This window comes from Desulfitobacterium sp. (assembly GCF_035539115.1).
Lineage (GTDB): Bacteria > Bacillota > Desulfitobacteriia > Desulfitobacteriales > Desulfitobacteriaceae > Desulfitobacterium_A.
The window spans coordinates 1-14,601 of the sequence record NZ_DATLJA010000081.1 but is presented as its reverse complement, the minus strand read 5'-3'; the positions used below and the strand labels follow the sequence as shown (position 1 = coordinate 14,601).

Here is a 14,601-nt window from a genome sequence, read left to right as displayed (position 1 = left end):
TCGGCAACCGACAATTATCCTGGAGCTCATGGAATAACCTGCTATTGGAATCATACAGCAGGAAACAGTCTTACTTCATTGGATGTGGGATTTAATTCTAAACTATGTAAAGCTGAATTTATTTGGGATGCCGCTAATAAAGTAGGAAAAAAGGCCACCGACAAATGAAAATATTATCGCTGTAGATGGTACGGGAATCAACCAATTAGACGTGCTGGCTTTTTGCTCTTTCAGCTGTATTGGAAGCAGCAAATGATTGGTTTGTTGCGTGTACGGAGGCTGGTGATATTTTGACTTCTAGAGATTCTATAACTTGGTAGCTTCACGACCTGGACATAAAGGGAATATTAAATCCAACAACTGCTTTCAACAAAATATGAATTTATCTGATTCTCTGGGGCATTATAATAACAACAATTCCGATTTTTACCAAGGAGGATCTTCGATGTGGGAAAATATAATACGAATAAATGAAATTAGAGAAATTAGAGTCAAAAGTAATGTTTATCTAGGCGTTGGAGCCATCAAAAAGATGTATGATATTGCAAAGGAACTCAAAAACAGAGGGATAAGTAAGGTTATTGTCGTTACCGGACAGGGAGCATATATAAAAACCGGTGCTTGGAGTTATGTAGTAGAGGCCCTGAAGGAGAGTGGAATCCAATATGAGTTGTATAACAAGGTAATGCCCAACCCCACAGTTCAACAGGTGGACGAGGCTGTAAAGCTTGGAATGAGAATTGGTGCTGAGGCAGTTATAGGTATAGGGGGCGGTAGCCCTATAGATGCTGCAAAGAGTGTAGCAATACTTCTCGAATATCCTGATAAAAATGCAAGAGATCTTTATGAATTAAAATTTACACCCTCAAAAGCCGCTCCAATTGTTGCAATCAATCTCACCCACGGAACTGGAACTGAAGCCAACCGTTTTGCGGTAGTGAGCATCCTTGAAAAGGAATATAAACCTGCCATAGCTTATGATGTGATTTATCCGCTTTATTCTATTGATGACCCTCAGCTCATGACCAAGCTTCCTCCGAACCAGACCACATATGTCTCTGTTGACGCTATAAACCATGTTATAGAGGCTTCCACAACCAAGGTAACAAACCCGTTTTCAATTATGTTAGCCAAGGAAACGGTAAGGCTGGTTGCCAAATACTTACCACAAGCCCTCGCGAATCCTGAGGATCTGACAGCACGCTATTACTTGACCTATGCGTCCATGATTGCTGGTGTTTGCTTTGATAATGGACTTCTTCACTTCACTCATGCCCTTGAGCATCCATTAAGCGCTATTAGGCCTGATCTCTCCCATGGCCTTGGATTATCCATTATTCTGCCTGCTGTCGTAAAACAGATTTACCCCGCAACCGCTGAAATACTTGCAGACGTATTGTCACCCATTGTTCCCAGCTTGCAGGGAAATGCAACTGAAGCGGAAGCTGTATCTAAGGGCATAGAAAAATGGTTGGCCAGTGTAGGTATTGATTCCAAGCTTTCGGATTTGGGTTTCAAAAAGGATGATGTACCCAAACTTACTGACTTAGCATTCAATACCCCAAGTCTTGATCTTCTGTTAAGTATGGCTCCTATAGTCGCTGACAGGCATACTGTTGAAGTCATATACACCGATTCCTTATAATAGTATTTACTGAGCAAAGTTATCGCTGACTGTTTTGAGAAAGTTTTTGTTAAGGGTTTGCACCTTTACGCAAAAAGATATTTTCGTGTATCAGTATCACCTTTCTATTAAAACACACGTCGAGACTGTAATGAGCTATATCGGGGATGAATGGAAGCCTTGCTATAAAGAAGACATATGCTCTTTTTAAAGTTTGAAGCGAATGGGATTATATATTTGCAAGATCGTTTTTTTGGATGGTCTTGCTGTTTTTTGTGCCCACCATGGCGATTAACTCGGTGGTGAAAGTCCACTATGTGGGTGTAGTTAGTTACCAACCATTAGCCAAGAGCAAGGGAGTCCACCGTGAGGTGGAATCTATAAAGTCCCTAAACTAGATTTGAGTCATACCCCCTCGTATAATCAAATTAGTTCCTAACCACACGATTCCACAATAAATGGGAACGTGGGGTATTTTTATGACCATTACTAACTGGAAATTCAGTGTGCATGGTCAACATCAATAAGGTGTGCACAGGATAACGCATAACCCTTGCAGTCGACGAAGGTGCGCGGGGCGTGCCGTTGTGGAAAAGTTCTTCTAAGAATTACTCTAAATGACTTTTCCACATCAGACATACATGCATGCTTTCTCCAAAGAAATTCTTCAATCGTTCTTTGACAATAAAATAGTCTATAAGTTTGCCGGGTTTCCAGGCACAATGAAACAGTGAGGTTACATTCTGGGAAAGCTTACATCCTCTTGAGGCTCGACCTCTAAATAAGTCTGATGAGTATAAACGCTACAATAAAAGTGAGCTAAAAATAGATAAAACGCCAGAAAAAAAGTGAACCATATTACGAGAAACGCTGGTAAAATACTAAGCCACTTATGAGTAAGAATATGCGCCTGTAAAATCGGATAAGTGACCCGATAAGCTTCAACAAGATGATGAGTAAAATATTTAGTTCCGGTAGCTTTGTTTATCGTACACATTCTCTAATATACATGCATTAAGTATATTTAAGCAGAGGGGAAAAGTATAGAGCGTAGAAATTTATTACGTCACTATATTGAATAATGCCCAATAATGGTATGTATTAGGAAAATATGACTCTATTCACCGGAAAGTTGGGTCAAAAACACTAAATGGGATTTACTTATTCATCTTTAGTCTATTGACTAGACCTGTACTGGTAATCTTGGAATTGACCTGTACTTCAACATCTACATTTGGGAATTCAGCTTCCCATTGTTCTTTCATCTCCTTCCATTCTTTAGGCAATTTACGCATTGTTGCTTCACCGAGTCCAATGATATCAACTTTGAATTTCTTTTGGGCTTCCTCAATACTCGTTGCTACTTCTTTGGCTACTTCTTTTTGTTGTGCATCCTCCAATACTTTTATCATTTCCGGATTGGCAAAATCTTCGTTACACATTTGCTCCCCAATCACACTTTCAACCGAGATCTCGATCAGATATTTCATTTTTCCCTCGTCGAGATACGGTTTAATGCTTGTGTCAGCCTTTCTAACCTCCAAAGAAATAACCTTGTTTTCTTGTCATGGACAGGGAACCGTTATAATAGCGCTCTTGACCTTATCCCTAACCCATAAATAGCCGCGTGTTTTCATTGGATCTAACCAACCGATCAGCTTATCTTGGCGAAAAACGCCGGCTCCATTCAATATTAACCCCTTTTTCTCCTGTATATTTTCCAGTTCCACCCTACCAACCACTGCTTGGAGAGACTCGTCCGTTATTTCATTAATAATATCGAGCATGTTTACGGCTACAGACTGTGAAACAATCCCGTAATCTTTAAGTAGGAGATTTAAATTTTTGGCAGATATATTCTCCATCGAAGGTTCAGCTTGAATAATGTCTGCAGCTTTGCCCCCGGTCACAACAATCCACGTCTTAAATCGCATCTCATGGTCACGAACAAAAAAATCCAGGATGGGAAGAACGCCGTCCCTGGCCAAATTAGCGCCCAGAACAATCACCATGTTATGGGAATAATTGAGCCTGCGACCGGATTTTTCGGTAAGATTGCGGACTGCCTCAAAGATCGTAGAGCCACTACTGCTTAAAATGATAGAGGGTTTATTCTGTCCCGAGCCACCCTCCGAAGCACGTTTGATGGTCGTAGGATTAATGATTTGCACTGTAAATTCGATTTGCTGATCCTCTCCTCGATCTATTCCGATTCCTATAACAAGCCCTATCTTATCCAACTCACGGCGGTTCCAACAACCTGTCGTAAACAACTGGATCAATATGAGCATCAGCACCAAAAACCATCTTTTCCAATTCATAGTTGCTTTATCCCTTCTATTTTTCCGGTGAAGGTTTGCCGGAGCTTTGACGAACAGTATCCGCGGCGCCAAGAACTCGGGGACGGGTCTTTATCGCCCAGAGCGGCGCCTTAATCAAGACATCTTTTAAGCTTTGCCGATTTCCGGGAGCAAGCGGTGCGAGATAGGGAACCCCAAAAGAGCGCAGTTTTACCAGATGGATAAGAATCAACAATATTCCCATTAATATCCCAAATATGCCCAAAGACGCAGCACAGCCCATAAATAACAGACGAAGAATAGGAGTGACATCACCTAAGGAGGAGATAACAAAACCGCTGATAGCAGTCATAGATACGACAATGACCAGGGGATCACTGACGATTCCAGCCCGGACAGCCGCTTCGCCCAGTACCAAGGCACCGACAATACTCACAGCCTGACCGATGGGTCTGGGCATCCGTACACCCGCTTCTCGCATGATTTCAAAAATTACCCCCATGATGAACACTTCCATATAGGCCGGAAAGGGAATACCCTCTCGTGCTCCGGCCATACTGAACAGTAAATCCGTGGGAATCATTTCGGGTTGAAAGCTTTCAAGGGCTATATAGGTAGCCGGCAGCAAAATAGCAATAAAGAAAGCCACAATACGGATCCAGCGGACAACAGTACTGTAATAATGCCTGGAGTAGTAATCCTCAGAACTTTGAAAGGCTTCGACCAACAAATGAGGGACCACTAAGACAAAGGGAGTACCGTCCACAAAAATACCCACCCTCCCCTCCAAGAGTTTTGCCGCTAAAACATCCGGTTTTTCTGTATTACCAACAGTTGGAAATATAGAGCCCGGCGCATCTTCGATAAGCTGTTCGATATAACCGCTTTCCAGAATGCCATCAATATCGATTCTTTGCAGCCGCAACTTGACTTCAGTCGCCAGCTTATTATTGGCAATACCCTGTACATAGGCAATGTAGATCTGAGTTTTCGTACGTGTACCCAGACTTAAGCCTTCGATTTTCAGGTTGGTATCTTTTATTTTTCGCCGCAGCAGAGCAGCATTTACGCTGATATTTTCCGTAAAGCCCTCTCGCGGCCCCCGGACCACCGCTTCAGTATCCGGCTCGTCAATAGCCCTATATTCCCCACCTTTGGTATCAATCAAGAGGGCTGAACTGAAACTTTCAAGCAGCAAGGCTGTCTGACCCGTAAGGATACCCTGAATCACATCCTCCGTTGATTGAGTCTCCTGAACGTTGCAGTTCGGCAAGGCAGAATCTTTAATCATAGCCAGCAGATTGCCCTGTTTAGGATCGTCGGGCAGTCTTGGGGCCAAATCGTACATTAATGGCTTTAAGATATCGCTCTTGATCGAGGCAGTATCGTTTAAACCCTGGATGTATACGAGAAGAGCCCTGTTTTGTAGCTCAAAACCAATATTGAATTGACGATAGACGATATCAACACTGCTTTGAAAATAATCTTTGAGCAAGGCAAGATTATCTGTCAAACTGGGAGTTAGCTGTTTGGCCTGTGCTTCGAGCTGTTGCCGTGAAATAACGCTGGCGTCTTTTTGCTTTGTAGACTGCAACGGCTTCAGCAGTTTAGTTATTAATTTTTTCATGTTTTCCCCCCCTTTCGCAGCATATTTTGCCGCTTACCATGCCTAAGATAACTGATCGCAAAGAGCAAAAACATCAGCAAATCTTCCACGATGAGAGCCCCGTAGGGGAAAATTTTTTCAATAAACAAGTTCAGCTCAGTGACATTACGAAAACCAAGCATCGAAGTCAGCATGATAACCCCTCCGACATATGGGGTTAGAGATTGATACCTCGGCAGCTTCAAAATTTGGGCCAGTCCCAGAACGCTATTATAATAAAGTATGGTAACCGCAATAAAGGTACCGGCAACCCAAAATACCACCATTAAAGGTTCAATCCGTTCAAAAAAATCGCCGGCTTCGATGTACTTAGCAAGACGGAAGACAGGATAGATTTCCAAGCTGCTCATATTGACGCCCAGGACTGAGACCAGTTGCAGCAATATCATGATTGCCAGAACTGACCCCATCGTAATCGCGGTCAATTTGGCTTTTAGGGCTTCTTTGGGAATATTATGATACGCCATAAACATACCCATGACAATGCAAATCCCAAATACACTGATCGTTCTTAAACTTTCTTTAAATACATCTAGGGCTCTATGCTGAAACATGGGGAGAAATTTCTCAAGTTCTACCTGATTTAGATTAAGTAAGAAGACCACGAGTAAGGATATGATCATAATCGGCGCGATGATCTCACTCAAGCGGGCGATTACCTCGAGTCCGGAATTGACTGCGTAAGCACTGACCAGGAGAATAACCAAGCTGAAAACGATGATGGGCGTTTCAGGCATAAGTGTTGTCACGAGAAAATAACTAATGTCCAGTAAGTAGAGGGTTGTCCCCGAGGCAAAAAACAGAACAAAACTTAGCCCCACCAGCTTACCTAGCCAAGAACCGAGAATTGTTACGCTGTACTGGACCATCGTCTGGTTGGGATACCTCTGACCCAGAACATAGAAAATCACGGCCAGACCCGCATCAATCGCCCAGGACACGAGGATAATAAGCCAGACATCCTGCTTGAGATGGGCAATTTTTATCTGGGGCATGTTGTAATAGAAAGAACTTTGCAAAAGGCAGAACAACATCAAAGTAAACTGCCGGGTCGATATTTTTCCTTCTTCTAGCATTGATGAACCTTATTTCCTTTTAAATTCATTTAATATTATGATGCTCAAAAGAAAGCTATCTATGCAAAACTTCCGGAGTCGTACCCAATATCATCAGGTTAAACTTACATAAAAAAGAGACCAGAAAAGCCAGTTGCGAGACCGCAACCGACATTTCATATTATCAAGGATAATAAAACAATAGAAAAAGTTACGGAGCAAGTTGAAGATAAAAATGGTAAAAAGAAATTTTCTTATCCTACGATGAATATTTTTTATCGAGTTTCACGCTTTTTTCAGTAGGGACAAAAAAGGATAAATATGCTAAAGTAGATTTAAAAAAGTGTTTCAGTTAAAGGTGGAAACATCCCTCGAGGAGGAAGAGTAATTTGACTGCAGGGACGAGGAAACAGAGAGGGCAAGAAGGAGAAGATCTTGCTGCTCAGATCATCCAGAGTAACGGATTAAAAATTCTTGTGAGAAATTTTCGGTGTCCGGTTGGGGAAATGGACATAATCGCTTTAGAGGATGAGAAGCTGATTTTTATTGAGGTGAGAACTCGATCTACGCCGAAATTTGGGTGGGGAGAGGAATCAATTCAGGCAAAGAAAAGAATGCGGTTACAACGAATAGCAGAATATTTTATCCTCAGTCGTAAATATAAAGAATGGCCACCCCTCCGTTTTGATTTGATTGCGATCCGCTGGGATGAAAAGAATCCTCAAACGAACTGGATTCGAGGAATTTAAGTAGATAGGCAGTAGAATCATTAATTGTTCACGAATTTTTCACTTCTCTAGGTTAAAATAAGAGAAAAAGGGGGAAGAAATATTGGAACCCATCTTAGTTATTGATGATGAAGAACGTATCCGTCATTTAGTGCGAATGTATTTAGAAAATGAAGGCTACATGGTTGAAGAAGCCGAAAATGGAAGGGATGCGCTGGAGAAGTTCCGTAAGGGCAGCTATGCACTTTTAATTATCGATTTAATGATGCCTGAAGTGGATGGCTGGCACGTGTGCCGTGAGGTCAGGCAAGTCTCCAATATCCCGATCATCATGCTAACTGCACGAGGAGAGGAGTTTGACCGCGTTCTGGGGTTTGAATTTGGCGCAGACGATTATTTGGTGAAACCCTTTAGCACGAAAGAGTTAGTGGCGCGGGTCAAAGCCTTACTTCGTCGTACGAAGGGAAACTTAATGGGGAATTCTTCGGCTCTTGTGTTCGGCAAGTTGCAAATTGAAAAAGAGAAGCATCGCGTGATGATTGGCGAGGAAATGATAACACTTACACCACGTGAATTTGAGTTATTATACTTCTTGGCTAAAAACCCCGGGCGCGTTTTTTCTCGAGAGCAATTGATGGAAACGGTTTGGGGCTATGACTTTTACGGGGATGCACGTACTGTGGATACTCATGTCAAAAAACTTCGGGAAAAGTTAGCTGATCCGGATGTAAAGAGTATGCTCGCGACCGTTTGGGGTGTTGGGTATAAATTTGATCCCGAGATAAGAGGAAATTAACCCAGTGGAGAAGAGGATTGAGATATGAAGCCCAGACAGAGAAGCGGGAGTATAACAATCAAATTATGGGCTGTCATGATGATACTTATTCTAATGGTATTGGGTAGCTTAGGAATCGCGATCACTTGGTTATTTGGAGACTTTTACTTGAATCAAAAGTTGACTGAGCTAGGAAAAGATGCGGAAGATATTACTGCTCAGCTGAAGGACCAATCCAGTTGGGCGGAACGATTAACGACCTTGCAAAATACGAAGCTCAAATCAGGAACCCAACTTGTGGTCTTGAATTCTGCCGGAGAACTGATTACGATCCGAGGAAATATTTCCACAGGAGGGGCGCTTAGCAACGTTGTTCCTTGGAATGGTGGAATGGGGTTAAACGGATCAGATATGACGGGATCGGGTTGGTGGGTCCATCCCCTGTTACCGACATCCTTTTTTACCCAGGAAAACTTGCATCAAGTATTAGCAGGGAAAACGGTGACGATCGAGGCTTTACCGAATAATAAAAGCGGACAGGCGATGCTGATTGCCGCAACGCCGATCGGGAATCCAGCAGAAGCGGTTCTTTTGCTCGGAAGTTCTCCAGCCCCGGTGCAAGAAAGTATCTCCACCTTTCGAAGGATTATCCTTTATTCTTCGTTATTCGCGGTCTTATTAGCAACCTTAATGGGGCTCGTTTTTGCGCGTTATGTTACACGACCACTTGTCATTATGCAGAAGGCAGCGAGTCGTATGGCTGAAGGAAATTTCCAGAAAATTTCAGGGGTAAAGAACCGAGATGAAATTGGCGAACTGGCCGGGGCACTCAATATGATGGGAGAAAGCTTACAGAACCATATGGAATGGTTATCCCAGGAGAGAAATCTTCTTAAGGGAATTGTTGAAGGAATGAGCGACGCCGTAATTATGCTGGATGCCGAAGGAGAAATTCTTTATACAAATGAGCCTGCCAAGGCACTTTGGATGGAAAGTGAAGACAAAGCATCTGATCGCAAAGAACAGATCCTTATTTTCCTTCAGCAAATGCTTAAACCCGAGGAGAAAGAAAAAATAGAAAACCTTACCTTGGATACCCAGGTTCTGCAAGTAGCCTTAGCATCGACCACTGCTCGGGATGGGGTTGAAGGTTATGTTGCGGTTCTCAGAGATATTACCGCATCCTTACGAGCTGAGAAGGAACGACGCGACTTTATGGCAAGTGTGACCCATGAATTGAGGACCCCTCTCCATCTCATTCAAGGGTATCTCGAGGCGATTCAGGATGGAGTTATTCCTCAGGAAGATCAGGCTGAGCAAATTGACTTCGTACTTGATGAGGCGCGGCGCTTAGCCAAACTTGTGAATGAACTGCAAGAGATAAATCAACTTGAACGTTGGCAGAACTTAGAACTGCGGATGATTGAGCTTGGTGAGTTTATGCAAGAGCTCGAGTATCGGTATCAGAGTATGGTAGAAGAAAAAGGGATCATTTTGGAGATTACGCCAACTCATGGAGAGATCCTCGCGGATCGGGATCGCTTGCTTCAAGTGTTTATTAATCTGCTTGATAACGCGTTTCGTCATACACCACGTGGGAAGGTAATCCGAGTAGAAGCGAGCCAGGAAGTAGACAAGATAAAATTTACAATCAAGGATGAGGGCGAGGGGATTCCCCCTCAATCGTTGCAGCATATCTTTGATCGGTTTTACCGGGTAGATAAAGCACGTTCGCGCAAAGATGGCGGCATGGGTTTGGGCCTGTCAATTGTTAAGGAGATTGTCGATGCCCATGGCGGGAGTATCAGAGTAGAAAGCAGAGTGGGACAGGGAACTCAATTTATATTTCTTATTCCTATAGAACCTGAGAAGTAAGCGTTACACTTCTTCAGGATTATTGGAATACTATGGAGAAAATGGGAAGGATAACGAGGAAACAAGTCGAATTTCTTTCAGTAAGGAGGGATTTGCTTGTTTGCAGCAGTCTATGGGATGGCGGTTTCCGGGATCCAAGCGCACTTAATTCGAGTTGAGGTTGATGTATCCAATGGTTTGCCGGTTTTTGACATCGTTGGGCTTCCCGCCACGGCAGTTCGGGAATCTCGGGAAAGAGTCCGTTCAGCCGTAAGAAATTCTGGCTATGAATTTCCGCTCCAACGGATCACCGTGAATTTAGCACCCGCAGATATAAAAAAAGACGGTTCTGGTTTAGATTTGGCGGTTGCCATGGGAATTTTAGCAGCGACAGGTCAATGCTCAGAAAGCAAACTTCAAGATTGTGTTTTTGTGGGAGAGCTTTCCTTAGAAGGTATTTTACGTCCGATTCCGGGAATCCTTGCTATGGCTGTTTCCCTTGCGGGTACGAAGCAATCCCTGATTGTTCCGCCGGAAAACTGGGAGGAAGCATCCTTAATTGAGGAGATTTGCTGTGAGACTGCACCTAATCTCCAATATTTAGTTCAGGCGATCCGAGGGGAGGTCCCTTTTTTTCGATCTTCCGAAGAAGAAGGAGTAAGAAGAGAATGGGAGCGTAAAAACGATAATTCTGAAGGACGGCTAAATATCGACTTTTCTACTATTCATGGTCAACAGCAAGCGAAACGCGCTCTCGAAATTGCTGCAGCAGGAGGGCATAATCTTATCATGATAGGTCCTCCCGGTTCTGGAAAGACGTTATTAGCTAAAGCTTATGCAGGAATTCTTCCCCCGCTAAGTCGAAGCGAGAGCTTAGAAGTAACTCAGCTCTATAGTATAGCTGGATTGCTCGGTCATAAGGGAAGCCTTATTACGAGCCGTCCTTTTCGCCAACCACACCATTCGGCAACTGCGGCTGGAATTCTCGGTGGGGGACGGGAAATGAAACCCGGAGAACTGGTTTTAGCCAATCATGGTGTGTTATTTCTCGACGAGCTGCCTGAGTTTTCCCGAGGCGTGTTGGAGGCATTGCGGCAACCTTTAGAAGATCGGGAACTTACGATAACTCGGCAAAAGGGAAGTATTAAATATCCAGCGAGACTGAGTCTAATCGCGAGTATGAATCCTTGCCTCTGCGGCTGGTATGGGGACGCCAAACGCTCTTGCACCTGTACTCCAAGACAGGTTGAAGCGTACCGTGGGCGGGTTTCAGGTCCCCTCCTGGATCGTTTTGATCTCCAGGTCGAAGTGCCCCGGGTGGAGTTTGAAGAATTGCGTTCACGAACTCAAGGAGAAACTTCGACTGAAGTAAGGGCACGTGTTCTGCAGGCTCGAGAACGACAGTGGAATCGTTTGGGGAAGACCCGGACAAATGCGGAAATGACCGCTGAAGAAACACAAGGATTTTGTCCGTTAAATGACGAAGGAGAGAAGCTTTTGCGCTCAGTCTTTGAGCGACGAAATTTAAGCGCCCGCGGACATGATCGAATTTTGCGTACCGCCCGGACGGTTGCTGATCTGGAAGGTGAAGAAGAGATCCAAACGAACCATCTTGCAGAAGCTTTGCAATTCAGAGCCTTGGATCAAGGGGTAGGGATTTGAGTAGGCCATCGAGCAGGGTGAACCTGTGTATTCTGTGTTATCCAGTAGACTCCTCTGTTTGCGTTGTTGAATTAGCGTGCTAAAAACCTTTGTCAGTTTATCCGATGAGACGAGTGAGAAGCGAATGAAAAAGTAAAAAAAGGTGATCAAGATATGAACCCCGTCAGTTTAAAAGAAATTGCCGATCAACTCGATTGCCTCATGGATGAATGGAACTATTACTTGAACAAAAAAACAGGCGAGATCGTTGAGATTCAGACGGAGTATATGAGTGTTGCTGAAGAGTTAGAAGACGATGCTGATTTGAGTGAATATCTGAACTGGGAACAAGAGGCTATACGGGAAGCAGTGTCAGTGTTGGAAAACTGGGAAGACTATGTTGAATTGCCTGATAAGGAAGAAGTCAATGACTACAGGATTATGGAAAATTTCTGTTATTCACAAGAAGATGAAAAGCTAAGAAATAAATTGTTCTATGCTATCAATGGAAGAGGAGCGTTTCGCCGTTTCAAAGATCTAATGATTCAGTATGGATTAGAAGAGGACGGGGCTGCTTATAAATATGAGGCATTGTGCGAAATCGCTCGTGAATGGTGTGAATTCCACGAAATTCAGTATAAGTAAGTTGTCGCTTGGGTTAGGTCCATGGGCAATCATTAAATCATCAATTGAAAGATTTCTCTTTCATTATAATAAAGGTCTTTTGTACTGAGAAGTTGAAGATAGCCCCTTACGGTAGCCATGGGATTACGTACTTCATGAGCGATAACCGAGGCCATTTGCCAGAGGTGATTAAGTTCCTCAAGGCGGGATAATTTTAGCTCTAACGGTGCTTTATCCTGTAAGTATTGTTTCCAAGGCCTATAAACCATAAAGAAAAGAAGTGGATGGTCAAACCGCTTGTGAAATGTTGGTTTATGTAATTGTTGGGAATGATCGTGGTAATTTATAGCTATTGTGGGGATTACGGTTAATAGTTGAGGAAATGCGCTCCAATATAAAAAGCGCCCGGAGACCGGACGTTTTCTTTATTGTTCAATACGCTTTTGGGCCAAAATATATACCTCATCATCAGCCCTTGCAGAAACCACAACAATCTTCATTATATTGTTTTCCCGTACTACCTTGTACACCACCCGTAACCCAAGCTTTAACAGCTTGATCTTGCAGTAACCTGCTAGGTTTGTGCCGCTTTTATTGCTCAGGGGTTTTCCGTAGCCGCCTTCAGCTTGGGGCAATGGGTTGACTACGACTTTATTTATGGCTTTCACCACCTGCAAACGCTGTGAGTGATCAAGTCGCTTGATATCCTCTAATGATTCTCTTAAATATTCTACTTTCCACATGCTATTCGAGTTCCACTTCTATATCTTTTAGATCTGCTTCACTAATGCCTAGTTCCTGCATGGCTTGTTCCACCGGAATAAAATCCTCTTCCTTGGCGTTTTCCATGCGTTTTTCTGCTTCCACAAGCAAACGGTAATTTTCAATTGTTTCAAGCATTTGCTCATAGGCTTCTGGTGTGAGCAGCACACAGGTAGGAGTGTTGTTTTTTAGCACAATTTTAAAGCCGGTTTCACGGACTTCCTCAAAAATTTTATTGGCTTCGCCTTTGTTGAAACGAGAAATTGGCACTAAGGAATTCATTGCTCCGCTGATAGAGTTAGGGTTTAGCATAATAGCAATCCTCCTATATAGTTCTTACTGTTATTTTATAGCATATCAATAAATTTGTCAATATATTTATCTATATAAATATTTTAGCAAAATGAAGGTGACTGCCAAGGCGTTTGGACGCTCTGAAATTTGCTTTGGCTGGTATGGGGACGGCGAGCGTTCTTGCACCTGTACTCCAAGACAGGTTGAAGCTTACCGTGGGCGGGTTTCAGGTCCCCGCCTGGATCGTTTTGATCTCCAGGTCGAAGTGCCCCGGGTGGAGTTTGAAGAATTGCGTTCACGGACTGAAAGTGAGACTTCTGATAAGGTAAGACAACGGGTTCTGCAGGCTCGGGAAAGACAGTGGAATCGTTTGGGGAAGACTAGGACGAATGCCGAAATGACGGCTGAGGAAACACAAGGGTTCTGCCCGTTAGATGATGAAGGAGAGCAGCTTTTACGGACCGGTTTTGAGCGACGAAATTTAAGCGCCCGCGGACATGATCGGATTTTGCGTGTCGCTCGGACGGTTGCTGATCTGGAAGGTGAAGAAGAGATCCAAACGAACCATCTTGCAGAAGCTTTGCAATTCAGAGCCTTGGATCAAGGAGTAGGGGTTTGAGTAGGCCATCGAGCAGGGTGAACCTGAGTATACTGTTCCAGAGAGTAACTAGAGAGTAATTTGCAGAGAATTTGGGCTGAAGTCAGTTTACGATCATAACCGGATGAAGGTGGCAAACACTTTTCCGTGTCGAGACAGTCGTGTTGATAGAGCGGAAATAGCTTGATATCAAGGGTTTTCAAGGCTTTGAAGTAATTTGATAGTGTGTTTTATGTTCTCTTGGACTAATGTTCTGAGGGAACTTTTTTGTTAGGGGGGTCAACTAATACGCAGAAATATACAAATGTGCGTAAAGAAATGAGCGTTTGTAATACAAGGAGAAACGACTGAACATTCACCAACCAACCAGCACTTTAGCTTCTGCCATAGTCAAACCATTGATTTCACTGGTATTTTTACCGATTTTAAAAGTGTATCAAATTCGGAGTTCTTTAGAGCTTTGTCAACCCTCTTTCTGATAAAATTGGAGGGGAAGAGAGGGTGAAATGAGGAAAAACTACTTTGCAAAATTAGTAAGATATATCCCAAGTTTGGCGACATAAATTACCAATGCAAGCTGGGAGCGGGTTTCAGGTTTCAAGAAATCTTTGTAGTCCCTAATCAAAAACAGAACCCCTTTAGCCCAGTAAAATCAATAGTTCGGAGAGGTCATTTTCCAA

The 14,601-nt window shown here is 43.3% G+C and carries 12 protein-coding genes and 1 pseudogene; 7 read left to right on the top strand and 6 right to left on the bottom strand.

The genetic code is table 11. The features are described from left to right. The first annotated feature begins 445 nt into the window (after nucleotides 1-445). A complete protein-coding gene (locus tag VM640_RS12955) occupies nucleotides 446-1,645 on the top strand; it encodes an iron-containing alcohol dehydrogenase (RefSeq protein WP_325392877.1) in 1,200 nt (399 codons plus the stop codon). 1,136 nt (nucleotides 1,646-2,781) lie between these two features. On the opposite strand, the pseudogene VM640_RS12950 reads toward VM640_RS12955, so the two are convergent. The 3 genes and pseudogenes from VM640_RS12950 to VM640_RS12940 all read right to left on the bottom strand — a co-directional run bounded on the left by VM640_RS12950 (nucleotide 2,782) and on the right by VM640_RS12940 (nucleotide 6,666). Further along, a pseudogene (locus VM640_RS12950) lies at nucleotides 2,782-3,945 on the bottom strand (Ger(x)C family spore germination protein). Between the two features lie 16 nt (nucleotides 3,946-3,961). Further along, nucleotides 3,962-5,551 (bottom strand): spore germination protein, encoded by a 1,590-nt coding sequence (locus VM640_RS12945; RefSeq protein WP_325392875.1) that lies wholly within the window; start codon nucleotides 5,549-5,551, stop codon nucleotides 3,962-3,964. Continuing rightward, nucleotides 5,548-6,666: a GerAB/ArcD/ProY family transporter gene (locus VM640_RS12940; protein ID WP_325392873.1), complete on the bottom strand. Its 1,119-nt coding sequence runs from the start codon at nucleotides 6,664-6,666 to the stop codon at nucleotides 5,548-5,550. Before VM640_RS12940 ends, VM640_RS12945 begins: the two co-directional genes overlap by 4 nt. A gap of 368 nt (nucleotides 6,667-7,034) precedes the next feature. On the opposite strand from VM640_RS12940, the gene VM640_RS12935 reads away from it, so the two are divergent. The 5 genes from VM640_RS12935 to VM640_RS12915 all read left to right on the top strand — a co-directional run bounded on the left by VM640_RS12935 (nucleotide 7,035) and on the right by VM640_RS12915 (nucleotide 12,288). Next, nucleotides 7,035-7,394, top strand: a complete 360-nt coding sequence (locus VM640_RS12935) for a YraN family protein (protein WP_325392871.1) — start codon at nucleotides 7,035-7,037, stop codon at nucleotides 7,392-7,394. Nucleotides 7,395-7,476: 82 nt separating this feature from the next. Continuing rightward, nucleotides 7,477-8,169: a response regulator transcription factor gene (locus VM640_RS12930; protein ID WP_325392869.1), complete on the top strand. Its 693-nt coding sequence runs from the start codon at nucleotides 7,477-7,479 to the stop codon at nucleotides 8,167-8,169. Nucleotides 8,170-8,193: 24 nt separating this feature from the next. After that, nucleotides 8,194-10,023, top strand: a complete 1,830-nt coding sequence (locus VM640_RS12925) for an ATP-binding protein (protein ID WP_325392867.1) — start codon at nucleotides 8,194-8,196, stop codon at nucleotides 10,021-10,023. Between the two features lie 96 nt (nucleotides 10,024-10,119). After that, the gene (locus VM640_RS12920) at nucleotides 10,120-11,664 is read left to right on the top strand and encodes a YifB family Mg chelatase-like AAA ATPase (RefSeq protein WP_325392865.1); all 1,545 of its coding nucleotides are present in this window, start codon (nucleotides 10,120-10,122) and stop codon (nucleotides 11,662-11,664) included. Nucleotides 11,665-11,817: 153 nt separating this feature from the next. Further along, nucleotides 11,818-12,288 (top strand): UPF0158 family protein, encoded by a 471-nt coding sequence (locus tag VM640_RS12915; protein ID WP_325392863.1) that lies wholly within the window; start codon nucleotides 11,818-11,820, stop codon nucleotides 12,286-12,288. Between the two features lie 32 nt (nucleotides 12,289-12,320). On the opposite strand, the gene VM640_RS12910 is transcribed toward VM640_RS12915, so the two are convergent. From VM640_RS12910 to VM640_RS12900, 3 genes are all read right to left on the bottom strand, one after another. Next, nucleotides 12,321-12,536, bottom strand: a complete 216-nt coding sequence (locus tag VM640_RS12910) for a histidine kinase dimerization/phospho-acceptor domain-containing protein (RefSeq protein ID WP_325392861.1) — start codon at nucleotides 12,534-12,536, stop codon at nucleotides 12,321-12,323. Between the two features lie 156 nt (nucleotides 12,537-12,692). Continuing rightward, entirely contained in the window at nucleotides 12,693-13,010 is a 318-nt protein-coding gene (locus tag VM640_RS12905) for a type II toxin-antitoxin system RelE family toxin (protein ID WP_325392859.1), read from the bottom strand. A 1-nt stretch (nucleotide 13,011) separates the two neighbouring features. Further along, on the bottom strand, nucleotides 13,012-13,341 hold the full coding sequence (locus VM640_RS12900) for a type II toxin-antitoxin system Phd/YefM family antitoxin (protein WP_325392857.1): 330 nt from the start codon (nucleotides 13,339-13,341) through the stop codon (nucleotides 13,012-13,014). 91 nt (nucleotides 13,342-13,432) lie between these two features. Here VM640_RS12900 and VM640_RS12895 point away from each other — a divergent pair, with 91 nt between their 5' ends. Next, nucleotides 13,433-13,942: a magnesium chelatase subunit ChlI family protein gene (locus VM640_RS12895; protein ID WP_325392855.1), complete on the top strand. Its 510-nt coding sequence runs from the start codon at nucleotides 13,433-13,435 to the stop codon at nucleotides 13,940-13,942. The last annotated feature ends 659 nt before the right edge of the window (nucleotides 13,943-14,601 follow it).